At 72.6% G+C, this 21,973-nt stretch carries 18 protein-coding genes; 10 read left to right on the forward strand and 8 right to left on the reverse strand.

The annotated features are described in order from the left end of the window. Positions 1 to 89: 89 nt before the first annotated feature. Together H7827_RS21055 and rpsT are read right to left on the reverse strand one after the other, a co-directional pair. The gene (locus H7827_RS21055) at positions 90 to 833 is read right to left on the reverse strand and encodes a hypothetical protein (RefSeq protein WP_432746933.1); all 744 of its coding nucleotides are present in this window, start codon (positions 831 to 833) and stop codon (positions 90 to 92) included. 234 nt (positions 834 to 1,067) lie between these two features. Further along, entirely contained in the window at positions 1,068 to 1,334 is a 267-nt protein-coding gene (gene rpsT, locus H7827_RS21060) for a 30S ribosomal protein S20 (RefSeq protein WP_262832801.1), read from the reverse strand. 253 nt (positions 1,335 to 1,587) lie between these two features. Between rpsT and lepA the strand changes: the two genes are divergently transcribed. Together lepA and H7827_RS21070 are read left to right on the forward strand one after the other, a co-directional pair. Next, positions 1,588 to 3,444: a translation elongation factor 4 gene (gene lepA / locus H7827_RS21065; RefSeq protein ID WP_386536181.1), complete on the forward strand. Its 1,857-nt coding sequence runs from the start codon at positions 1,588 to 1,590 to the stop codon at positions 3,442 to 3,444. A 106-nt stretch (positions 3,445 to 3,550) separates the two neighbouring features. Beyond that, positions 3,551 to 5,464 carry an AMP-dependent synthetase/ligase gene (locus tag H7827_RS21070; RefSeq protein ID WP_386536178.1) on the forward strand — a complete coding sequence of 638 codons (1,914 nt, stop codon included), beginning with the start codon at positions 3,551 to 3,553 and terminating at the stop codon, positions 5,462 to 5,464. Positions 5,465 to 5,490: 26 nt separating this feature from the next. Here the strand turns inward: H7827_RS21070 and hemW are convergent, their stop codons facing one another. The 3 genes from hemW to H7827_RS21085 are packed head-to-tail and all read right to left on the reverse strand — an operon-like array spanning position 5,491 to position 8,277. Continuing rightward, a complete protein-coding gene (hemW, locus tag H7827_RS21075; RefSeq protein WP_432746934.1) occupies positions 5,491 to 6,732 on the reverse strand; it encodes a radical SAM family heme chaperone HemW in 1,242 nt (413 codons plus the stop codon). 16 nt (positions 6,733 to 6,748) lie between these two features. Beyond that, the gene (locus H7827_RS21080; RefSeq protein WP_386536173.1) at positions 6,749 to 7,591 is read right to left on the reverse strand and encodes a DUF3097 domain-containing protein; all 843 of its coding nucleotides are present in this window, start codon (positions 7,589 to 7,591) and stop codon (positions 6,749 to 6,751) included. Positions 7,592 to 7,596: 5 nt separating this feature from the next. Beyond that, positions 7,597 to 8,277 (reverse strand): MBL fold metallo-hydrolase, encoded by a 681-nt coding sequence (locus tag H7827_RS21085; RefSeq protein ID WP_432746935.1) that lies wholly within the window; start codon positions 8,275 to 8,277, stop codon positions 7,597 to 7,599. 189 nt (positions 8,278 to 8,466) lie between these two features. Here H7827_RS21085 and hrcA point away from each other — a divergent pair, with 189 nt between their 5' ends. From hrcA to H7827_RS21100, 3 genes are read left to right on the forward strand one after another with little or no spacing between them, the layout of a single operon-like run. Then, positions 8,467 to 9,483, forward strand: a complete 1,017-nt coding sequence (hrcA, locus tag H7827_RS21090) for a heat-inducible transcriptional repressor HrcA (RefSeq protein ID WP_030725787.1) — start codon at positions 8,467 to 8,469, stop codon at positions 9,481 to 9,483. Beyond that, the gene (dnaJ, locus tag H7827_RS21095) at positions 9,484 to 10,626 is read left to right on the forward strand and encodes a molecular chaperone DnaJ (RefSeq protein ID WP_200367190.1); all 1,143 of its coding nucleotides are present in this window, start codon (positions 9,484 to 9,486) and stop codon (positions 10,624 to 10,626) included. A 21-nt stretch (positions 10,627 to 10,647) separates the two neighbouring features. Next, positions 10,648 to 11,394 carry a 16S rRNA (uracil(1498)-N(3))-methyltransferase gene (locus tag H7827_RS21100; RefSeq protein ID WP_432746936.1) on the forward strand — a complete coding sequence of 249 codons (747 nt, stop codon included), beginning with the start codon at positions 10,648 to 10,650 and terminating at the stop codon, positions 11,392 to 11,394. Between the two features lie 70 nt (positions 11,395 to 11,464). On the opposite strand, the gene H7827_RS21105 is transcribed toward H7827_RS21100, so the two are convergent. Both H7827_RS21105 and H7827_RS21110 read right to left on the reverse strand, forming a co-directional pair. Then, positions 11,465 to 11,584: a methionine/alanine import family NSS transporter small subunit gene (locus tag H7827_RS21105; RefSeq protein ID WP_078635050.1), complete on the reverse strand. Its 120-nt coding sequence runs from the start codon at positions 11,582 to 11,584 to the stop codon at positions 11,465 to 11,467. Beyond that, a complete protein-coding gene (locus H7827_RS21110) occupies positions 11,581 to 13,116 on the reverse strand; it encodes a sodium-dependent transporter (protein WP_432746937.1) in 1,536 nt (511 codons plus the stop codon). Before H7827_RS21110 ends, H7827_RS21105 begins: the two co-directional genes overlap by 4 nt. A gap of 133 nt (positions 13,117 to 13,249) precedes the next feature. Between H7827_RS21110 and H7827_RS21115 the strand changes: the two genes are divergently transcribed. From H7827_RS21115 to H7827_RS21130, 4 genes are read left to right on the forward strand one after another with little or no spacing between them, the layout of a single operon-like run. Then, positions 13,250 to 16,417 (forward strand): S41 family peptidase, encoded by a 3,168-nt coding sequence (locus H7827_RS21115; protein ID WP_432746938.1) that lies wholly within the window; start codon positions 13,250 to 13,252, stop codon positions 16,415 to 16,417. 44 nt (positions 16,418 to 16,461) lie between these two features. Further along, the gene (locus tag H7827_RS21120) at positions 16,462 to 16,821 is read left to right on the forward strand and encodes a histidine triad nucleotide-binding protein (RefSeq protein ID WP_030725803.1); all 360 of its coding nucleotides are present in this window, start codon (positions 16,462 to 16,464) and stop codon (positions 16,819 to 16,821) included. An 8-nt stretch (positions 16,822 to 16,829) separates the two neighbouring features. Next, a complete protein-coding gene (locus tag H7827_RS21125; RefSeq protein WP_432746939.1) occupies positions 16,830 to 17,735 on the forward strand; it encodes a ribonuclease Z in 906 nt (301 codons plus the stop codon). A gap of 19 nt (positions 17,736 to 17,754) precedes the next feature. After that, positions 17,755 to 19,308 (forward strand): glycoside hydrolase family 43 protein, encoded by a 1,554-nt coding sequence (locus H7827_RS21130; protein WP_432746940.1) that lies wholly within the window; start codon positions 17,755 to 17,757, stop codon positions 19,306 to 19,308. Between the two features lie 111 nt (positions 19,309 to 19,419). Here H7827_RS21130 and H7827_RS21135 read toward each other — a convergent pair whose 3' ends face one another. Further along, positions 19,420 to 20,745, reverse strand: a complete 1,326-nt coding sequence (locus tag H7827_RS21135) for a 6-phospho-beta-glucosidase (protein ID WP_432746941.1) — start codon at positions 20,743 to 20,745, stop codon at positions 19,420 to 19,422. Between the two features lie 51 nt (positions 20,746 to 20,796). Here H7827_RS21135 and H7827_RS21140 point away from each other — a divergent pair, with 51 nt between their 5' ends. After that, positions 20,797 to 21,969 carry a carbohydrate kinase family protein gene (locus H7827_RS21140; protein WP_432746942.1) on the forward strand — a complete coding sequence of 391 codons (1,173 nt, stop codon included), beginning with the start codon at positions 20,797 to 20,799 and terminating at the stop codon, positions 21,967 to 21,969. The last annotated feature ends 4 nt before the right edge of the window (positions 21,970 to 21,973 follow it).

The following is a 21,973-nucleotide window of genomic DNA, read 5'->3' on the forward strand; positions in this document are numbered from 1 at the left end:
CCTGTTCCCTGTCGATCTCCGTGGAGCAGGCCGTTCCCCGGCCGGGGGCCGGGGGAAGCGCGGCCCCGCGAAGATCCACCGCGGACGGCCTACTCCTTGAGCGCGGCCAGCGTGCTCTCGGTGGCGGAGCGCAGCATCCCGGTGACCCGGCGGGGGTCCACCAGCTCCGCGTACTCCGGGGTGTCCAGGTAGGCGTTCCAGGTCACGCTGGCCTGGAACCAGCCGTCCCGCACGGCCAGGATCACCCAGTCGAGTTCGTCCGCGTCATTGGTGCGGGTGACGAGGTACGCCTCCTCGCCGAGCCCCGACAGCTCCTCCACGGTGTACGCGAAGCCGTCGTCGCCGTACTGCTCGAAGAACCGGTAGGAGTCGGCGAACTCGGGCGCGGGATCGCTTCCCCGGTGCCAGCTCGCGTCGTAGGTGACGTACGCGGAGTTGTAGTCGTCGTCGCCGATCGGGGCGAGGGTGAAGTCGCACGTCCCGATCGCGAGCGTGTCGCCGTCGAAGGAGCGGGCCAGCGGCTCGGAGTCCAGCTCGTAGTCGTCCTCGAAGGCCGAGATGTCCGCCGCCGCGCACAGGTCGTCGGTGAAGGCGTGGCCGGCCGGATCGGGCTTGTCGTCGCCGCCGAGCGCGCCGGTGGCGAACAGCACACCGCCCCAGGCGGCCGAGGCGAGGAGCGCGCCGCCGATCCCCCACAGCCAGCCGGGGACGCCACCGCTCCCGCCACCCGGCGCCGGAGCGGGCGGCGGCGGATACGGGGAGTACCCCGCGCCGTACGGGTTCGGCTGCTGCGGCTGCGTGTAGGGATGGGGCGAGCCCCCCGGTATGGACATGAGCGGTAACCTACCGCCTCCATGCCGAAGGCCCCAGACCGTTCCCGGGGAAGGGGAGGATCCAGGGCCTTCGGAACGCTGCTGCTGTACATGTGCCGTACAGGCCGTACGTCGGGCGCCGCGTCCGCGTGGCGAACGTTGGACAACGCGGCGCTCGGGACCGTCCGGGGCGGAGAGAGGGGCCGCCTTGCCCGGGAGCCGGTGGGACGTACGAGAAGCGGAGAGGTGAAGAGGTCAGCCCTTGAGCGCGTTGACCTGGGTGGCCAGCGCGGACTTCTTGTTGGCCGCGTTGTTCTTGTGCAGCACGCCCTTGCTGACGGCCTTGTCGAGCTTGCGGGAGGCGACCTTGTACGAGGCCTCCGCCTTCTCGACGTCGCCGGTGGCGACGGCCTCACGGGCGGCGCGGACGGCGGTCTTCAGCTCGGACTTGACCGCCTTGTTGCGCAGCCGCGCCTTCTCGTTGGTCGTGATCCGCTTGATCTGGGACTTGATGTTCGCCACGAAGGAGCCTCTACAGATTCGCTACAGGTTTTGATGTGCTTTCCGTGTCCGCCGGGTCCGCCAGCAGACACAGTGGGCCAGCTTACCAGCGCCCCCGTACGGTCCCGTAGGCTTCCATGGGCTGCCTCCGGGCCGGCCGAAGCACCAATGGCCCGGCCCCCCGCGCCGCGGCGGTCACCGCGCGCGGCTCCCGCAGGGCGCCAAGAGCACCACGACATCACCGAGACATTGAAGAAAGTGCAGGTCAGAGTACGTGCATCTGCCCGGTAACACGGATTCGGCACTGATCCGCAACTTCTGCATCATCGCCCATATCGACCACGGCAAGTCGACGCTCGCCGACCGGATGCTACAGCTGACCGGGGTCGTCGAGCAGCGGCAGATGCGCGCCCAGTACCTCGACCGGATGGACATCGAGCGCGAGCGCGGCATCACGATCAAATCACAGGCCGTCCGGATGCCCTGGAGTTCGGAGAACACCGGCGGCACCTCGCACGTGCTGAACATGATCGACACCCCGGGGCACGTGGACTTCACCTACGAGGTCTCCCGTTCCCTGGCCGCCTGCGAGGGCTGTGTCCTGCTGGTGGACGCCGCCCAGGGCATCGAGGCGCAGACTCTCGCCAACCTCTACCTGGCGATGGAGAACGACCTCACCATCATCCCGGTGCTCAACAAGATTGACCTGCCGGCCGCCCAGCCCGAGAAGTTCGCCGCCGAGCTGGCCCATCTCATCGGCTGCGAGCCCTCCGACGTGCTGAAGGTCTCCGCCAAGACCGGCGAGGGGGTGACCGAACTGCTGGACGAGGTGGTGCGCCAGGTGCCCGCCCCCGTCGGGCAGCTCGACGCCCCGGCCCGCGCGATGATCTTCGACTCGGTGTACGACGCGTACCGGGGCGTCGTCACCTACGTCAAGGTCGTCGACGGCCGGCTCGGCAAGCGTGAGCGCATCGCCATGATGTCCACCGGCGCCACCCACGAACTGCTGGAGATCGGCGCCAACTCGCCGGAGATGACCGCCTCCGACGGGCTCGCGGTCGGCGAGGTCGGCTACCTCATCACCGGCGTGAAGGACGTCCGCCAGTCGAAGGTCGGCGACACCGTCACCCAGCAGCGCGGCGGGGCCACCGAGGCGCTGGGCGGCTTCAAGGAGCCGAAGCCGATGGTGTTCTCCGGGCTGTATCCGCTGGACGGCTCCGACTACCCCGATCTGCGCGACGCCCTCGACAAGCTCCAGCTGAACGACGCCGCCCTGGTGTACGAGCCGGAAACCTCCGCCGCCCTGGGCTTCGGCTTCCGGGTCGGCTTCCTGGGACTGCTGCACCTGGAGGTCATCCGCGAGCGCCTGGAGCGCGAGTTCGATCTCTCCCTGATCGCGACCGCCCCCAGCGTCGTCTACCAGGTGACCATGGAGGACGGCTCGCAGCACACGGTCACCAACCCCAGCGAGTACCCCACCGGCAAGGTCGCCGAGGTGCGCGAGCCGGTGGTCCGCGCCACCCTCATCGCCCCGAACGAGTTCGTCGGCGCGATCATGGAGCTGTGCCAGAGCCGGCGCGGTGCGATGCAGGGCATGGACTACCTCTCCGAGGACCGGGTCGAACTGCGCTACACCCTCCCGCTGGCCGAGATCGTCTTCGACTTCTTCGACGCGCTGAAGTCCAAGACCCGCGGCTACGCCTCGCTGGACTACGAGCCCACCGGGGAGCAGCCCTCCCAGCTGGTGAAGGTCGACATCCTGCTGCACGGCGACCCGGTCGACGCGTTCTCGGCGATCGTGCACAAGGACAAGGCGTACGCGTACGGCGTCAAGATGGCCTCCAAGCTGCGCGAGCTCATCCCGCGCCAGCAGTTCGAGGTGCCCATCCAGGCCGCCATCGGCTCGCGCGTGATCGCCCGCGAGACGGTGCGCGCGATCCGCAAGGACGTGCTCTCCAAGTGCTACGGCGGTGACATCTCGCGCAAGCGCAAGCTGCTGGAGAAGCAGAAGGAGGGCAAGAAGCGCATGAAGATGGTGGGCCGGGTGGAGGTCCCGCAGGACGCCTTCATCGCCGCGCTGTCCTCCGACTCCGACGGCGCGGGCGGCGCCGACGGGAAGAACAAGAAGTAAAGCGAGGTGTGGGCGTTACGGGCCTTACGCCCGGGAGGGTTGGCCCGTAATCTGATCGTCCCAAGTTACCCATGAGTTACTCATCAGTCACCCATGTGTCGCCCGCATGGGCTCGGGACCGGAGGAAGCCGTGAGCGAGCAGCAGCACCAGTCGATCGAGAACCGTCCACCGTCCCTGGCGCAGCTGTTCCTCGACCGTGTGGCCGCCACCCCGGACCGGGAGGCGTACCGCTACCCCGTCCCGCCGGCCTCCGGCACCGGACCGGCCGACTGGGCCTCCTACACCTGGGCCCAGGCCGCCGAACGGGTCTTCGCCATCTCCGCCGGGCTGATGGACCTCGGGGTGCGCCCGCAGGAGCGCGTCGCCATCGCCTCCACCACCCGCGTGGACTGGATCCTGTCCGACCTGGGCGTGATGTGCGCCGGGGCGGCCACCACCACCATCTACACCCAGACCAACGCCGACGAGACCGCGTACATCCTCGCCGACTCCGGCAGCCGGATCCTGATCGCGGAGGACGCCGAGCAGCTGGCCAAGGCGCGCGAGCGCCGCGCCGAGCTGGGCGCCCTCGAACACGTCGTGGTGATCGAGGACGCCGACGCGGTGCCCGCCGAGGGCGACCCCGAGGGCTGGGTGCTCTCCCTGTCGGACCTCGCCGAGCGCGGCGCCGCCTACCTCGACAAGCACCCCGAGGCCGTCAAGGAGGCCGTGGCCGCGCTGCGCCCCGAGCAACTGGCCACCCTCATCTACACCTCGGGCACCACCGGCAGACCCAAGGGCGTCCGGCTCCGGCAGGACACCTGGTCGTACATGGGGTACGCGATCGAGGCCATCAACCTGCTGCGCTCCGACGACGTGCAGTACCTGTGGCTGCCGCTGGCGCACATCTTCGGCAAGGTGCTGATCTCGGCCCATGTGAAGGTCGGCCACGTCAGCGCGGTGGACGGCCGCGCCGACAAGATCGTGGAGAACCTGCCGGTGGTCCGGCCCACCTACATGGCCGCCGTGCCCCGCATCTTCGAGCGCGTCTACAACGGTGCGCAGGCCAAGGCGCGCGCGGGTGGCGCCGCCAAGCTGAAGATCTTCGAGTGGGCGGCGCGCACGGCCGTGGAGTACGCGAAGGTCTCGCAGGAGAACTACCGGCGCACCGGCTCCGCGTCCGTGCCCTTCGCCCTGTCGGCCCGGCACAAGGTGGCCGACACCCTCGTCTACGCGAAGCTGCGCACCGCCATGGGCGGCAACCTGCGCGGTACGGTCTCGGGCTCGGCCGCGCTGGCCCCCGACATCGGCTACTTCTTCTCCGGCGCCGGGATCCACATCCTGGAGGGCTACGGGCTGACCGAGTCCGCCGCGGCGAGCTTCGTGAACCCCGAGATCGGCTACCGCACCGGGACGGTCGGCAAGGCGCTGCCCGGCTGCGAGGTGCGCATCGCGGAGGAGGACGGCGAGATCCTGCTGCGCGGCCCGGGGATCATGGAGGGCTACCACGGGAAGCCGGAGCTGACCGCGGAGGTCCTGGAGGAGGACGGCTGGTTCCACACCGGGGACATCGGTGAGCTGTCCGACGACGGCTATCTGAAGATCACCGACCGCAAGAAGGACCTGTTCAAGACCTCGGTCGGCAAGTACGTGGCGCCCACCGAGATCGAGGGGCGCTTCAAGGCGGTCTGTCCCTACGTCTCCAACGTGCTCGTCATCGGCGCGGACCGGAAGTTCTGCTCCGCGCTGATCGGCCTGGACGAGGCGATGATCCTGGGCTGGGCGGCCGAGAACGGCATGGCCGGCAGGACGTACGCCCAGGTCATGGCCGACCCGCGCACCCGTGAGCTGATCGACGGGTACGTGGGGCAGCTCAACGAGGGCCTCCAGCGCTGGCAGACCATCCGGCAGTTCCGGCTGCTGCCCCGCGACCTCGATGTGGAGCACGGGGAGCTGACGCCGAGCCTGAAGATGAAGCGGCCGGTCGTCGAGGGCGAGTACAAGGAACTGATCGACGAGATGTACGCCCCGCGCACCTGAGGCGCGGGGCGCCGCGAGGCGGTGCGTCAGTCGATCAGGTCGCGGACCAGTGCGTCGGCCAGCAGGCGGCCCTTGAGGGTGAGGGCCGCCCGCCCGGCGTCGTGGGCCGCCGGGTCAAGGAGGCCGTCCGCCAGCGCGCGGGCGGCCGCCGCCGTTCCGGCCTCGCGCAGCAGCGTCAGCTCGCAGCCGGCGACCATGCGCAGCTCCAGCAGGATGCGCTCCACGCGCCGGTCCTCCGCCGACAGCAGCTCGCGCCCGGCACCGGGGGAGCGGCCGGCGGCCAGCGCCCGGGTGTACGCGGCGGGGTGCTTCACGTTCCACCAGCGGACCCCGCCCACGTGGCTGTGGGCGCCGGGCCCGGCGCCCCACCAGTCGGCGCCGGTCCAGTACAGCTCGTTGTGCCGGCAGCGCGCGGCCTGTGAGGTGGCCCAGTTGGACACCTCGTACCAGCCGAATCCGGCCGCCGACAGGGTCTCCTCGGCGATCAGGTAGCGGTCCGCGTGCACGTCGTCGTCCGTCATCGGGATCTCGCCGCGCCGCACCCGCCCGGCGAGGCGGGTGCCCTCCTCGACGATGAGCGAGTACGCCGAGACGTGGTCGGGCCCGGCTGCCACCGCCGCCTCCAGCGTGCCGCGCCAGTCCGCGTCGGACTCGCCGGGGGTGCCGTAGATCAGGTCGAGATTGACGTGCGCGAACCCGGCGGCGCGGGCCTCGGCCACGCACGCCTCGGGGCGGCCCGGGGTGTGGGTGCGCTCCAGGATGTTCAGCACGTGGGGGCTGGCGCTCTGCATGCCGAAGGAGATCCGGTTGAAGCCGGCCGCGCGCAGTTCCGCCAGGTAGGCGGGGTCCACCGAGTCCGGGTTGGCCTCGGTGGTCACCTCGGCGTCCGGCGCCAGTCCGAACTCCTCGCGCACGGCGCCCAGCATCGCGCCGAGATCGGCGGCCGGCAGCAGGGTGGGGGTGCCGCCGCCGACGAAGACCGTCGACACCGGGCGCGGGTCGTCGCCCAGTACCTTGCGGGCCAGCCGGATCTCCTCGGCGAGGGTCGCCGCGTAGTTCTCCCGGGAGGCGATCGCCCCGTCCGCGCCGCGCAGCTCGGCGGCCGTGTAGGTGTTGAAGTCGCAGTAGCCGCAGCGGGTGGCGCAGTACGGCACGTGCAGGTAGAACGCGAGCGGCCGGCCGGCGGCCCCGGTCAGGGCGGCGGCGGGCAGCGAGCCGTCCTCGGGGACGGGCTCGCCATCGGGCAGGACGGAGGGCATGCCCTCCATTGTCCGGCATCCGTGCTCAGGGCACCGGGCCGCCCACCGTGACGTGGTCGATCAGGTGTTCCACCGGGCCCAGCAGGGTGGGGTCCAGGTCGCGGAAGCTGTGCACCTTCCCCAGGATGTGCTGCCAGGCGGCGCCGGTGTTGGCCGGCCAGCCCAGGGCGCGGCACACCCCCGTCTTCCAGTCCTGGCCGCGCGGCACCCGCGGCCAGGCGGCGATGCCCACCGAGGACGGCTTGACCGCCTCCCAGATGTCGATGAACGGGTGGCCCACGATCAGCACGTTCGGGTCCGTCACCCCGGCCGCGATCCGGGACTCCTTGGACCCCGGCACCAGATGGTCCACCAGCACCCCGAGCCGGGCGTCGGCACTCGGCCCGAACTCCTTCACGATCGCCGGGAGGTCGTCGATGCCCTCCAGATACTCGACGACCACCCCCTCGATCCGCAGGTCATCGCCCCAGACCTTCTCCACCAGCTCCGCGTCGTGGCGCCCCTCCACATAGATGCGCCCGGCGCGCGCCACCCGGGCCCGTGCCCCGGGGACCGCCACCGAGCCGGAGGCGGTCCGCGCCGGCCCCGACGGGGGACGGGAGCCGGCCGGCCTGGGCAGGGTCAGCGTCACCGGATTGCCCTCCAGCAGGAAGCCGCGCGGTTCCAGCGGGAACACCCGCCGCTTGCCGAACCGGTCCTCCAGCGTCACCGTCGGACCCTGCGCCGTCTTCTCGCAGCGGATCACCGCCCCGCAGTACCCGGTGCCGGCCTCCTCCACCACGAGACCGGGCTCGGCCGGCACCTCGGGCACGGGGGCGGACCGCTTCCACGGCGGGGTCAGGTCGGGGCCGTACTCTCTGCTGCGCATGGCCGTCATTGTGCCCCGGCGCGTGCGGCGAGAAAGGCGCGCTGGGCGCGTACGAACGCGGCGTCCACCACCGCGCCGTGCCCCGGGACGTAGCGGGCCCGCGGGCCGCCCAGCTCCAGCAGCCGGTCCAGCGCGGCGGGCCAGGCGGCCGGGTCGGCGTCGGGCCCGGCCTGCGGCTCGCCCGACTCCTCGACCAGGTCGCCGCAGAAGACGATGTCGTCCACCTTCACCACCACGTCGTGGGGGGTGTGCGCGGGGCCCAGCCGCGCCACCGACACGGTGCGCCCGCCCCCCAGGTACAGAGAGAGCCGCGATTCCACCGGCTGGGCCCGTACCCCCGCCAGCGCCGCCGCGCCCTTCGCCGCCTCCGCCTCCGGCATCCCGTGCCGTACCGCGTCCGCCGCCAGCTCCGCCGGATCGCCCAGCTCCCCGTACACCCGTGCCCCGGGGTAACCGCCGGCCCCGAGGACGTGATCGAAGTGCGGATGGGTCAGCACCACCCAGCGCACCGGCAGTCCCAGCAGGCCGCGCAGCTCCGCCCGGATCGCCCCGGCCGCGTCCGGGGAGGGGCCCGCGTCCACCAGCAGCACCCCGCGCGCGCCCGCGATCGCGCCCACCGTCTCGTCCCAGCCGGGCAGCCGGATCCGCAGTACGCCCGGGGCAAGCTCTTCCCAAGAGGTCTCCACAGTGCGAAGTTAACGTCACGGAGCGGGGCATGCTCTGCCTTACGGGGCTCCTCCCGCGATACCGTCGGGCGGTCGCGCTTTCCCTGGCCTTGCTACCCGGCCGTACACTGGTCCAGGGATTGGCACTCGGAGTGGATGAGTGCCAGGACGGTACTGACGGGAATGCGGCCGGACGGGAGGTGTCGCTGCATGCTCAGTGAACGCAGACTGGAAGTGCTGCGGGCCATCGTCCAGGACTATGTCGGCACCGAGGAGCCGGTGGGTTCCAAGGCGCTGACGGAGCGGCACAACCTCCAGGTGTCCCCGGCGACGGTGCGCAACGACATGGCGGCGCTGGAGGAGGAGGGCTACATCGCCCAGCCCCACACCAGCGCCGGACGGGTGCCCACCGACAAGGGCTACCGGCTGTTCGTCGACAAGCTCGCCGACGTCAAGCCGCTGACCACCGCCGAGCGGCGCGCCATCTCCAGCTTCCTGGAGGGCGCCGTCGACCTCGACGACGTCGTGGGCCGTACGGTGCGGCTGCTGGCCACGCTCACCCGGCAGGTCGCCGTGGTGCAGTACCCCTCGCTGAGCCGCTCCACGGTGCGGCACGTCGAACTGCTCTCGCTGGCCCCGGCCCGGGTGATGCTGGTGCTGATCACCGACACCGGGCGGGTCGAGCAGCGCATGGTGGACTGCCCGGCGCCGTTCGGGGAGACCTCGCTGGCCGATCTGCGGGCCCGGCTGAACAGCCGGATCGTGGGCGAGCGCTTCGCCGAGGTGCCCCGGCTGGTGCAGGACCTGCCCGAGTCCTTCGACAGTGAGGACCGGGGCACGGTGTCCACGGTGCTGTCCACCCTGCTGGAAACCCTGGTCGAGGAGACCGAGGAACGGCTGGTCATCGGCGGCACCGCCAATCTGACCCGGTTCGGCCAGGACTTCCCGCTGACGATCCGGCCGGTGCTGGAGGCGCTGGAGGAGCACGTGGTGCTGCTCCGGCTGCTCGGCGAGGCCAAGGACACGGGTATGACCGTCCGCATCGGGCATGAGAACGCTCATGAGGGGCTGACCTCCACATCGGTCGTGGCGGTCGGCTACGGTTCCGGTAACGAGGCGGTCGCGAAACTCGGCGTGGTCGGACCGACCCGCATGGACTACCCCGGAACGATGGGAGCGGTGCGCGCAGTGGCACGGTACGTCGGACAGATCCTCGCGGAGAATTAGGTGGCGACGGACTACTACGCGATCCTGGGCGTGCAGCGTGATGCCTCACAGGACGAGATCAAGAAGGCCTTCCGCAGACTGGCGAGGGAGCTGCACCCGGATGTGAATCCGGACCCCAAGACCCAGGAGCGGTTCAAGGAGATCAACACCGCCTACGAGGTGCTCTCCGACCCGCAGAAGAAACAGATGTACGACCTCGGCGGGGACCCGATGGGTCCCGGCGGCGGGGCGGGCGCTGCGGGATTCGGCGGGGCGGCCGGGTTCGGGAACTTCTCGGACATCATGGACGCCTTCTTCGGCACCGCCCAGCAGCGGGGCCCGAAGTCGCGCACCCGGCGCGGCCAGGACGCCATGATCCGGCTGGAGATCGACCTCAAGGAGGCGGCCTTCGGCACGACCAAGGAGATCCAGGTCGACACCGCCACCGTGTGCAACACGTGCAACGGTGAGGGCGCCGCGCCCGGTACCTCCGCGCAGACGTGTGACATGTGCCGGGGCCGGGGCGAGGTCTCGCAGGTCACCCGCTCCTTCCTGGGGCAGGTCATGACCTCGCGGCCGTGCCCGCAGTGCCAGGGCTTCGGCACGGTCGTCCCGACCCCGTGCCCCGAGTGCGCGGGCGACGGCCGGGTACGGTCGCGGCGTACGCTCACGGTGAAGATCCCGGCCGGTGTCGACAACGGCACCCGCATCCAGCTGGCGGGCGAGGGCGAGGTCGGCCCCGGTGGCGGACCGGCCGGCGACCTGTACGTGGAGATCCGCGAGAGCGCGCATCCGGTCTTCCAGCGGCGCGGTGACGATCTGCACTGCACGGTCACCATCCCGATGACGGCGGCGTCGCTCGGCACCAAGGTGCCGCTGGAGACGCTGGACGGCACGGAGGAGGTCGACATCCGGCCCGGGACGCAGTCCGGCCAGTCGATCCCGCTGCACGGCCGGGGTGTGACGCATCTGCGCAGCAACGGGCGCGGTGATCTGGTGGTCCATGTCGAGGTGCAGACTCCGTCGAAGCTCGACCCCGAGCAGGAGGAGCTGCTGCGGCGGCTGGCGAAGCTCCGGGGTGAGGAGCGGCCGCTCGGTCAGTTTCAGCCGGGGCAGCAGGGACTCTTCTCGCGGCTGAAGGACGCCTTCAACGGCCGTTCCTGAGAAAGGCGTTACGGAAGAACGATGACGGCTCCGGTCTTTGTGACGGACGGACCGCTGGCGGGGGCCCGGGCGGGTTCCTCGCTGACCCTGGACGGCGCCGAGGGCCGGCACGCGGTGTCGGTGCGGCGGCTGCGGGTGGGCGAGGAGGTCGTCCTCACCGACGGCGCGGGCACCGGCGCCGCCGGCTCGGTCGCCGCCGTCGAGGGCAAGGACCGGCTGGTGGTGACGGTGGACGCGGTCCGCTCCGAGCCGCCGGCCGCCCCCCGGATCACAGTGGTGCAGGCCCTGCCGAAGGGCGACCGCGGCGAAGTGGCCGTGGAGACCATGACCGAGACGGGCGTGGACGCGATCGTGCCCTGGGCCGCCGCCCGCTGCATCACGCAGTGGAAGGGCGAGCGTGGGGCGAAGTCCCTGGGCAAGTGGCGGGCGACCGCCCGCGAGGCCGCCAAGCAGTCCCGGCGGCTGTGGATCCCGGAGGTCGGCGAGCCGATGGGGACCGCGGCGGTGGCGAAGCTGCTGGCGGGCGCGGCGTTCGCCGGGGTGCTGCACGAGTCGGGCACCGAACCCCTGGCCGCCGTGCCGCTGCCTCCCGAGGGGGACATCGTCCTGGTGGTGGGTCCCGAGGGCGGGGTCGCGCCGCAGGAGCTGGAGGCGTTCGCGGCGGCCGGGGCGCGGCCGTACCGGCTGGGGCCGACCGTGCTGCGCACCTCCACGGCCGGGACGGCGGCGGCGGCGCTGCTGCTGACCAGGACCGGCCGCTGGGGCTGAATCCTCTTCACACGCCGGAGGCCGCCGTCCTTCTCGGGACGGCGGCCTCCGGCGTGCGTACGGGTGCGTGTCAGTCCTCCGGGTGCTCCGGGTGCTCCGGGTGCCGGACCAGCTTGACGACGGCGCCGATCAGGCCGCCCCAGACGATGATCATCGCGACGGTCATCATGATGATGGCTCCGGTGCTCATCGCGGATCCCCCTTCGTCAGCAGGTCATGGTCGTCGGTGAGAGCCGGGCTCGGCCGCCGCCACGGGATGAGGGAGAGCACGATGCCGACGACGAGTGCCGCCAGGGCCACTCCCCAGCCCGCGTAGAGCAGGAACGAGGTGGGGAGCTCGCCGTAGTTCTCCTGGAACTCGTGCACCAGGCTGTCGATCATCATCCAGCCGAGCACCACGGGGGTGACGACGCCCAGGCAGATCTTCCACCAGCGGCCCAGCAGGATGGAGGAGGTGCCGTCCGCGTTCCGCTGGAGGGCGGGAAGCCTGCGGCTGATCCAGCTCACCATGATCAGCAGCACCAGAGCGGCCAGCGCGATGCCGTACTGGTTGATGAAGTGATCGGCGGCGTCCAGGAAGTACAGGCCCCCGTTGGTGGAGAACAGGGCGATCGACACCACGCCGGTGGCGCCGCCGACCACGAGCACCGACCGCGTGCGGCTGATCCCGGTGCGGTCCTCCACCGCAGCGACGATCACCTGGACGATGCTGATGAGCGAGGTCAGTCCGGCGATCACCAGCGAGCCGAAGAACAGCACGCCGAACGCCTGGCCGAACCACATCTCGGAGATCACCTGCGGGAAGGCGATGAAGGCCAGTCCGACGCCTTGGCTGGCCACCTCGTTGACTCCGACGCCCGACTGGGCCGCCATGAAGCCGAGCGTCGCGAAGACGCCGATGCCGGCCAGGATCTCGAAGGAGCTGTTGGCGAAGCCGGCCACCATCGCGGACCCGGTGAGGTCGGAGCGGCGGTTGAGGTACGAGGCGTAGGTGATCATGATGCCGAAGCCGATGGACAGCGAGAAGAAGATCTGTCCGTAGGCGGCGACCCAGACACTGCCGTTGGTGAGGGCTCCCCAGTCGGGTGCGAACAGGGCGTTCAGCCCGTCCGCGGCGCCCTCCAGCGTCACGGCACGGATCACCAGCACGACGAAGAAGGCCACCAGCAGCGGGATGAAGATCTTGTTGGCCCGTTCGATCCCGCGCCGGACCCCGAGGGCCAGGATGATCAGCGCGATGATCCAGATGCCGATCAGCGGGACGGCCACCCCGGGCACGAAGGCGCTGATGGTCCCCGGCTCGTCGGCGATCTTCAGGAAGTCGTTGAAGAAGAAACCGTTCGGGTCGTCCCCCCACGCCCTGGTGAAGGAGAAGCCGACATAGCGCACCGACCAGGCCAGGATCACGGCGTAGTAGGTGGCGATCACGAAACAGATCGCCACCTGCCACCAGCCGATCGCCTGGGTGGGGCGGTACAGCGCGCGCAGAGCGGCGGGTGGTGAGGCGCGGTATTTGCGGCCGATCGTGTATTCGAGGATCAGCAGCGGAATTCCGGCGGTGAGCAGCGCGATGAGATAGGGCAGCAGAAAAGATCCGCCACCATTGTCAAAGGCGACTTTGGGGAATCGCCAGATGTTCCCCAGTCCGATGGCTGACCCGATCGCGGCCATGAGGAACCCGGCTCGGGTTCCCCATTGTTCGCGAGGCGGCTGGTCGGTCATGTGTCGAGCGTCCTTATCGTCCCGGTACAACTGCGCGAACCGTACCAGTGTGATGAAAGTACGGCATCAGGAGTCCAGTCAGAGGACGGAAGAGGTGGTGACACAAGGGGTGCGGGCGACTACGGTCCGGTGAATGACCCTGCCTTTCTACGCACGATTTCCGCATGTGTACGGAGAACTGGTGGCCTTCGTCGCCGAGGACGATGTGTGGGTCGCCCCGCTGCGTGCCGGCGGGACGGCCAGGGCCCGGCGGATCAGCGCCGATCACGCCCCCGCCAACCACCCCCGGATATCCCCGGACGGCAGCCGGGTCGCCTGGACCTCGTGGCGGGACGGCACCCCCGAGATCTATGTGGCGCCGGTCGACGGCGGCCCGGCCACCCGGCTCACCTGGTGGGGCCACCCCGAGACCTCGGTACGCGGCTGGTGCGGCCCCGACGAGGTGCTGGCGATCAGCGGCGTGGGGCAGCCCGACTTCCGCTGGACCTGGGCCCGGGCGGTGCCACTGGCCGGCGGACCGGCCCGCACCCTGCCGTACGGCTCGGTGGGCGCCGTGGCGTACGGAGCCGACGGCGGCGTCCTGCTGCGCTCCGGGCGGATGGGGCGCGGCCGCGACGCCTCGGCGTGGAAGCGCTACCGGGGCGGCGCGGCCGGCAAGCTGTGGATCGACCGCACCGGCGACGGCGACTTCGAGCGGATCCACGCGGACCTCGACGGCAGCATCGAATGCCCGCTGTGGCAGGGCGAGCGCATCGCCTTCCTCTCCGACCACGAGGGCACCGGCGCCCTGTACTCCTCCCTCCCCGACGGCACCGGACTGCGCCGGCACACCCCCTTGGACGGGGCCTACGCCCGGCAGGCGGCGGGCGACGGCGTCCGGGTGAGCTACGCGGCGCACGGCGAGCTGTGGCTGCTGGACGACCTGGAGCCGGGCACCGAGCCGTACCGCCCGGACATCACCCTCGGCGGCCCGCGCACCGGCCGCCGCCCCCACCACCCGCCCGCCGCCGACCACCTCGCGGCCGCCGCCCCCGACCACACCGGTGACGCCAGCCTGGTGGAGACCCGGGGCGCCCTGCATCTGCTGCCGCACGGCCGGGGCCCCGCCCGGGCGCTGGCCGCCGAGCCGGGCGTCCGGGCCAGGCTGCCGCTGATCACCGGTGACCGCGCGCTGTGGATCACCGACGCCAGCGGCGAGGAGGCCCTCGCCGTCCGCCCCACCGGACCCGGGGCGGACGGCACCGCGCCCACCCTCATCGGCGCGGGCGAACTCGGCCACGTCCTCGAACTCGCCGCCTCCCCGGACGGGCACCTCGCCGCCCTCGCCCTCCTGGACGGCCGGCTGCTGTTGGCCGACCTGGACCGGGAGACCGTGCGCGAACTGGACAGCGGCCCGCACGGCCCCGTCACCGGACCGGTGTTCTCACCCGACTCGGCCTGGCTGGCCTGGTCCCACCCGGGCAAGGAGCCGCTGCGGCAGCTCAGGCTGGCCCGGCTCGCCGACACCACCGTCATCGAGGCCACGCCCCTGCGGTTCCGCGACTACGCGCCCGCCTTCACCCGCGACGGCCGGCACCTCGCCTTCCTGTCCGAGCGCAGCTTCGAGCCGGTCTACGACGCCCATGTCTTCGAGGTGTCCTTCCCGGTGGCCGCCCGGCCCCACCTGCTCACCCTGGCCGCCGACATCCCCTCGCCGCTCGGCCCGGTCCCCCCGGCACCCGCCCCCGGCACCAGCGGGGTCCGGGTGGACCCCGAGGGCCTGGACCAGCGCGTGGAGCCGTTCCCGGTACCGGCCGGCCGCTACAGCGGACTGTGCGCGTACGACGGCGGCGTGCTGTGGCTCGCCCACCCCGTCACCGGCTTCGACGGCACCTGGATCTCCCTCGGCGAACCGCCCGAGCCCCGGCAGACGCTGCACCGCTTCCCGCTCGACGGCGCGGACGACGCGACGGCCGAGGAGATCGCCACCGGCGTCGCCTCCGCCACCGTCAGCGGCGACGGGCGGCACGCCGTCCTGCACACCGGGGGCGGGCTGTGCGTCCTGCCGCTCACCGGCGACGGCGGACCCGAACGGGCGCCCGACCTGAACCGCATCCGGCTCACCGTCGACCCCGCCGCCGAATGGCGCCAGATGTACGACGAAGCCGGCCGGCTCATGCGCCTGCGGTTCTGGCGCACCGACATGTCGGGTGTCGACTACGCCGCCCAACTGGCCCGCTACCGGCCCCTGCTGGAGCGGATCGGCAGCCACGACGACCTGATGGACGTGCTGTGGGAGGTGCAGGGCGAGCTCGGCACCTCGCACGCCTACGTCATCCCCGCCGCCCCGAAGCCCGTCCGCCCCCAGGGCTGGCTGGGCGCCGACCTGGCGCGGGGGGAGGACGGCCGCTGGCGCGTGACGCGGGTGCTGCCCGCCGAGCCCTCCGACCCGCGCGCCCGCTCCCCGCTGGCCGCGCCCGGAGTGGCGGTCCGCGCGGGCGACGCCGTCACCGCCGTCGACGGCCGTCCCGTGGACCCGGTGACGGGCCCGGCGCCGCTGCTGGAGGGTACGGCGGGGCGGCCCGTGCACCTCACCGTCGCACCGGCGGACGGCGGTCCCGTACGCCATCCCGTGGTCGTCCCGCTGCCCGACGAGGAGCCGCTGAGGTACCACGACTGGGTGGCCGGGCGGCGCGCCGAGGTGGCCGAACGCTCCGGCGGCCGGCTCGGCTATCTGCACATCCCCGACATGATGGAGGGCGGCTGGGCCCAGCTCCACCGCGACCTGCGGCTGGAGACCGCACGCGAGGGCCTGGTGGTGGACGTCCGGGGCAACCGCGGCGGCCACACCTCCCAGCTCGTGGTGGAACGGCTGGCCCGCCGGGTGCTGGGCTGGGAGTTCCCGCGCGGCCGGGAGAGCCACACCTATCCGGCGCACGCCCCGCGCGGGCCGCTGGCGGTGCTCGCCGACGAGTACTCCGGCTCGGACGGCGACAAGATCAACGCGGCGGTGCGGCTGCTGGGCCTGGGCCCGGTGATCGGCGTCCGCACCTGGGGCGGGCTGATCGGCCTCGGCGGGCGCCCTCAGCTCGCCGACGGCACCGGCGTCACCCAGCCCTCGTTCGCCTCCTGGCTGGAGGACGGCATCGGCTTCGGCGTGGAGAACCACGGCGTGGACCCCGACATCGAGGTGGTGCGCCGCCCGCAGGACTGGGCCACCGGTGCCGACCCGCAGCTGGCCGAAGCCGTACGGCACATCCTGGCCGCACTCGCCGAGCGGCCCGCCTCCGTACCGCCCCAGGTCCCCGGCCGCGCCCGGTAGCATCCCGGGGAACGCACGACCAACGCACCGAGGAGAGCCCGGCGATGGCGGGAGAAGCCCAGGCTGACTGCCTGTTCTGCAAGATCGTGGCCGGGGAGGTGCCGGCGACCGTCGTCCGTGAGACACCGACGACGGTCGCCTTCCGGGACATCAACCCCCAGGCGCCCACCCACGTGCTCGTGGTGCCGCGCGCCCACCACCCCAACGCGGGGGCGCTGGCCGCCGCCGATCCGCAGCTGACGGCCGATGTGCTGCGCGAGACGGCGGAGGTCGCCGCGCAGGAGAAGATCGACGCCAGCGGCTACCGGGTGGTGCTCAACACCGGCGCGGGCGCCGGACAGACCGTCTTCCACGTGCACGCCCACGTGCTGGGCGGGCGCGGCTTCGAGTGGCCCCCCGGGTAGCCGGCACGATGTCCGTACGTGAACTGGTGGTGCTGGGCACCGCCAGCCAGGTGCCCACCCGGCGCCGCAACCACAACGGCTATCTGCTGCGCTGGGACGGCGAGGGGCTGCTGTTCGATCCGGGGGAGGGCACCCAGCGGCAGATGACGCACGCCGGGGTCTCCGCCACCGAGATCACCCGCATCTGTGTCAGCCACTTCCACGGCGACCACTCGCTCGGTCTGGCCGGGGTGATCCAGCGGATCAACGGCGACGGGGTGCCGCACCCGGTGCGCGCGCACTATCCCGCCAGCGGCCAGGTGTACTTCGAGCGGCTGCGGTACGCGACGGCCTATCAGGAGCGGGCCGTCATCGAGGAGCACCCGGTGCGCGAGGACGGCGTCCTGGACGCCGGGGAGCGCTTCACCCTGTCGGCCGCGCGGCTCTCCCATCCGGTGGAGTCCTTCGGCTACCGGCTCGTGGAGCCGGACGGCCGCCGCATGCTGCCGCACCGGCTGGCGGCGGCCGGCATCCGCGGGGCCGAGGTACGGCGGTTGCAGCAGGAGGGTGAACTGCGCGGGGTGCGCCTTGAGGAGATGAGCGAGGAACGGCCGGGACAGCGGTTCGCGTTCGTCATGGACACCCGGCTGTGCGACGGCGTGTACGCCCTCGCCCAGGGCTGCGACCTGCTGGTCATCGAGGCCACGTTCCTCGACGAGGACGCCGCTCTCGCCGAGAGGTACGGCCATCTGACGGCCGGTGAGGCGGGCGCCGTGGCGGCGCAGTGCGGCGTACGGCACCTGGTGCTGACGCACTTCTCGCAGCGCTACCCCGACCCGGCCGCGCTCGGGGCGCAGGCCCGCGCGGCGGGGTTCACGGGCGAACTGACGGTGGCCGAGGACCTGGACCGGATCCCGGTTCCCAGACGGCCGTGACCCAGGAGAAAGGTGCCCCATGAAGGCGACGGCTGACGGTTGGGCAGGCGGCACGTTCAGCAATCCGGTGATCCCCGGGTTCCATCCCGACCCCAGCATCTGCCGGGTCGGCGAGGACTACTACCTCGTCTGCTCCAGCTTCGAGTACTTCCCCGGAGTGCCGGTGTTCCACAGCAAGGACCTGGTGCACTGGGAGCAGATAGGCAACGTCATGGAGCGCCCGGCCCAGCTGCGGCTGCCGGACACCGCGCCCTCCTCCGGTGGCGTGTACGCGCCGACGCTCCGGTACCACGACGGCCGGTTCTGGCTGATCACCACGGACGTCTCGCACGACGGCAATGTGCTCTTCAGCGCCGCCGACCCGGCCGGGCCCTGGTCGGACCCGGTGCGGCTGCCCGGAGTGAAGGGCATCGACCCCGACCTGGCGTGGGACGAGGACGGCCGCTGCTGGGTCACCACGGCCGGGATCAGCCAGATCGCCATCGACCCCGGCACCGGGCAGACGATCGGCGCGCCGCGACGGCTGTGGTCCGGCACGCCCGGGGCCAAGGCCCCCGAGGCGCCGCACCTGTACCGCATCGGTGACCACTGGTACCTGCTGATCGCCGAGGGCGGTACGGAACGGGGCCACGGCATCTCGATCGCCCGCGGGCCCGCGCCGTACGGGCCCTTCGAGCCCTGCCCGGACAACCCGGTGCTGAGCCACCGCAGCACCGATCTGGAGATCCAGAACACCGGGCACGGGGATCTCGTCCAGGCCCCGGACGGGTCGTGGTGGCTGGTGTTCCTGGGGGTGCGGCCCGGCGGCGGCAGCCCCGGCTGGCACGTGCTGGGCCGTGAGACCTTCCTGGCGCCGGTGACCTGGACGGTTGGGGGTACCTCCCGGACGGAGCCTGGGGGAGGCTGGCCCGTGATCGGCGCGGCCACCCCGGCGATGGCGGCACCGCCGTGGCCGCCGCGGCCGGTGCCCGCGCCGCCGGCCAGGGACGACTTCGACGCCGCGCGGCTGCACCCGCACTGGCTGTCGGTGCGCTCCCGGCCCGAGGGGTACTTCTCGACCACCGAGCGGCCGGGCTGGCTGACGCTGCGGGCGCGCGGGGCGTCGCTGGACGACCAGGCCGTGACGTTCGCGGGCCGCCGCCAGCAGGATCGTTCCTGCCGGGCGCGCACACTCATCGATCCGGGGGTCGGGCTCGGCGGGCTCGCGGTGCGGCTGGACGAGCGGCACCACTACGCGGTCGAGGCGGCGGGCGCGGGCACGGTACGCGTGGTCGCGCGGATCGGCCCGCTGCGGCAGACGCTGGGCGAGCGGCGGGTGCCGGCGGGCCCGGTCACCCTGCGGATCGACATCAGCGCGCCGACGGAGACCTGGGACCCGCGGCAGGGCCCCGACGTGCTGCGGCTCGGGGTGGAGGGGCCGGACGGCGAGCTGGAGGTGCTGGCCGAGCTGGACGGCCGCTATCTGTCCACCGAGGTGGCGGGCGGCTTCACCGGCCGGGTGATCGGCATGTACGCGGCGGAGGGCACGGTGCGCTTCGACTGGTTCGCACTCGAGGCCGGGGACAAGGAGTAGCCAGCGGCACCCGCGGGGGCCGGTGATCACCGGGGCGGCGGCGCCCGCCGCCCCGGGCCGCCCGCGCGCCCCGGGGTGGTGCCGGATGCCGGGGCCGTCCGCGACCGGGCGTCAGCCGGACACCGGCCACCCGGCCGCCGCCAGGATGCGCTCGGCCGTGGCCGGGGAGTCCACCAGCGGGTGCAGCGCCAGGGCGCGCAGCGCGGCCTCCGGCGAACCGGTGGTGGCGGCGTCGATGGTGGCGCGCTCGACCGCCTTCAGCTGGAGCATCAGCCCGGTCTCGGCGAGCCCCGGGGAGATGGCCGGCACCGGGTGGGCGCCCTGGGCGTTCACCTCGCAGACCGTCTCGATGACGGCGTCCGGCGGCAGCCCGGGCAGCGTGCCGGCGTTGCGGACGTTGAGGATGAGACGGGCGGCACGGTCGGTGGCGATGGCGCGCATCAGCGCCAGCGCCACCTGCTCGTAGCCGCCGCCGTCCAGGTCGCAGCTGTCGCGCGGTGCCGCGTCGCCGGCCGCCGCGCGGGCGTCGGCCCCGTAGGTCTCCTCGCGCTCCAGCCGGGTCCGCTCCCACCGGGCGTGCACTCTTTCCGGTGAATCCACCTCGGCCAGCGCCGCCTCGAAGAAGCCGTCCTGCTGCCGGGCGAGGAACGCGCCCCTGGTCTCCCGCGCGTCCCGCGCCGCGGCCAGGGTCTCGCGGCGGAAGTAGTAGTAGTGCAGGTACTCGTTGGGCAGCGTCCCCAGCGCGCGCAGCCAGCGGGCCCCGAACAGCCGGCCCTCCTCGAACGAGGCGAGCGCCGCCTCGTCCGCCAGCAGCCCCGGCAGCAGTTCCCGGCCGTGCAGGGTGAGCGAATGCAGCCAGCCCAGGTGGTTGAGCCCGGTGTATCCGTAGCCGACCTCCGCCGGGTCGGCGCCCGCCGCCCGCGCCGCGCGCCGCACCAGGCCCACCGGCGAGTCGCAGATGCCGATCACCCGGTGGCCCAGCACCGCGGACATCGCCTCGGTGACCATCCCGGCCGGGTTGGTGAAGTTGATGACCCACGCGCCGGGCGCCACCGCCGCGACCCGCTCGGCGATCCGCAGCGCCACGGGGACCGAACGCAGCCCGTACAGCACCCCGCCGGCCCCGACCGTCTCCTGGCCCAGCACACCGGCCGCCAGCGGCACCCGCTCGTCCTCCACCCGGCCCCGCGTCCCGCCCACCCGGATCGCCGAGAAGACGAAGTCGGCGCCGGCCAGGGCCTGGTCGAGATCGGTGGTGGTACGGACCCGTACGGAGGAGCCCTGCGCCGCCAGCACGGCCGCGATCACCCGCAGCCGGCCCGGGTCGGTGTCGTGCAGCGTCACCTCCGTGACCCGCGCCGGTCCGTCGTCGCCCAGCAGCGCACGGTATACCAGGGGGACGCGGAATCCGCCGCCGCCAATGATCGCCAGCCTCATGCACGGCAACGTACACGTACCGTGGAGGCGCGTACGTACCAGGAGCAGCAGGTGACCACCGACGACCAGACCCCACGACCGGGACCCCTGGGGCACGCGCTCGACCCGCTGGCGGGGCTGCGCGGGCCCGGCGATCCGGGCTGCGACGTGTATCTGACCGGGACCGTGTTCCTGGACATCATCTTCACCGGCCTGGACTCGGCACCGGTGCGCGGCACCGAGTCCTGGGCGCGGGGCATGGGCTCCAGCCCGGGCGGGGTCGCCAACATGGCCACCGCGCTGGCCCGCCTGGGCCTGCGGACCTCGCTGGCGGCGGCGTTCGGGGACGACAAGTACGGCGAATACTGCTGGGAGACGCTGGAGCGGGGCGAGGGCATCGACCTGGACGCCTCGTGGACGGTGCCGGGCTGGCACTCGCCGGTGACGGTGTCCATGGCGTACGAGGGCGAGCGCACGATGGTCTCGCACGGCCACGAGGCGCCGCTGCCCGGGGAAGGCGCCCCCGGGGTGCGCAGGGCACCGGCCGCCCGCTCCGCCGTCGCCTCGCTCAGCCCCGGGCAGCCGCAGGAGTGGATCGCCGCGGCGGCCGGCGGCGGCAGCCTGGTCTTCGCCGACGTGGGCTGGGACGACACCGGCGCCTGGGACCTGGCGGCGCTGCCCGAGCTGGCGCACTGCGAGGCGTTCCTGCCCAACGCGCAGGAGGCCATGCGCTACACCCGCACCGAGTGCCCGCGCGCGGCGGCCAGGGCGCTGACCGAGCGGGTGCCGCTGGCCGTGGTCACGATGGGCGCCGAGGGCGCGTACGCGGCCGACGGCAGGACGGGGGAGACCGCCGAGGTCCCGGCGATCGTCGTGGAGGCGCTGGACACCACCGGGGCCGGGGACGTCTTCGTGGCCGGGTTCGTGACCGGGACGCTGGCCCGCTGGCCGCTCGCGGACCGTCTCGCGTTCGCGGGGCTGACCGCCGCGCTGTCGGTGCAGGAGTTCGGCGGCTCGCTGTCGGCCCCCGGCTGGGGCGAGATCGCGGCATGGTGGCAGCGGCTGTGCTCGCTCACCCCGGCCGGCACCCCGATGGAGCGGGCGATGGAGCGGTACGCGTTCCTGGAGCGGCTGCTGCCCTGTTCCGCCCCGCCGTGGCCGCGCGCCCGCGCGGTGCCCACGCTGGGCTTCCGCGGCACGCCGGGCGCCGCCAGCATGGCGCAACGAGACGATCGCACTGCGTAATTCT

Source organism: Streptomyces sp. JH002 (genome assembly GCF_050916115.1).
GTDB classification, from domain to species: Bacteria; Actinomycetota; Actinomycetes; order Streptomycetales; family Streptomycetaceae; genus Streptomyces; species Streptomyces xiamenensis.

What these genes read in the sequence shown, in the direction of transcription:
- H7827_RS21055 (WP_432746933.1), bottom strand. Translation starts at nt 833, where the DNA reads ATGTCCATACCGGGGGGCTCGCCCCATCCCTACACGCAGCCGCAGCAG.
- H7827_RS21070 (WP_386536178.1), top strand. Translation starts at nt 3,551, where the DNA reads ATGGGCTCGGGACCGGAGGAAGCCGTGAGCGAGCAGCAGCACCAGTCG.
- hemW (WP_432746934.1), bottom strand. Translation starts at nt 6,732, where the DNA reads ATGGAGGGCATGCCCTCCGTCCTGCCCGATGGCGAGCCCGTCCCCGAG.
- H7827_RS21080 (WP_386536173.1), bottom strand. Translation starts at nt 7,591, where the DNA reads ATGCGCAGCAGAGAGTACGGCCCCGACCTGACCCCGCCGTGGAAGCGG.
- hrcA (WP_030725787.1), top strand. Translation starts at nt 8,467, where the DNA reads ATGCTCAGTGAACGCAGACTGGAAGTGCTGCGGGCCATCGTCCAGGAC.
- H7827_RS21100 (WP_432746936.1), top strand. Translation starts at nt 10,648, where the DNA reads ATGACGGCTCCGGTCTTTGTGACGGACGGACCGCTGGCGGGGGCCCGG.
- H7827_RS21105 (WP_078635050.1), bottom strand. Translation starts at nt 11,584, where the DNA reads ATGAGCACCGGAGCCATCATCATGATGACCGTCGCGATGATCATCGTC.
- H7827_RS21110 (WP_432746937.1), bottom strand. Translation starts at nt 13,116, where the DNA reads ATGACCGACCAGCCGCCTCGCGAACAATGGGGAACCCGAGCCGGGTTC.
- H7827_RS21115 (WP_432746938.1), top strand. Translation starts at nt 13,250, where the DNA reads ATGACCCTGCCTTTCTACGCACGATTTCCGCATGTGTACGGAGAACTG.
- H7827_RS21120 (WP_030725803.1), top strand. Translation starts at nt 16,462, where the DNA reads ATGGCGGGAGAAGCCCAGGCTGACTGCCTGTTCTGCAAGATCGTGGCC.
- H7827_RS21125 (WP_432746939.1), top strand. Translation starts at nt 16,830, where the DNA reads ATGTCCGTACGTGAACTGGTGGTGCTGGGCACCGCCAGCCAGGTGCCC.
- H7827_RS21130 (WP_432746940.1), top strand. Translation starts at nt 17,755, where the DNA reads ATGAAGGCGACGGCTGACGGTTGGGCAGGCGGCACGTTCAGCAATCCG.
- H7827_RS21135 (WP_432746941.1), bottom strand. Translation starts at nt 20,745, where the DNA reads ATGAGGCTGGCGATCATTGGCGGCGGCGGATTCCGCGTCCCCCTGGTA.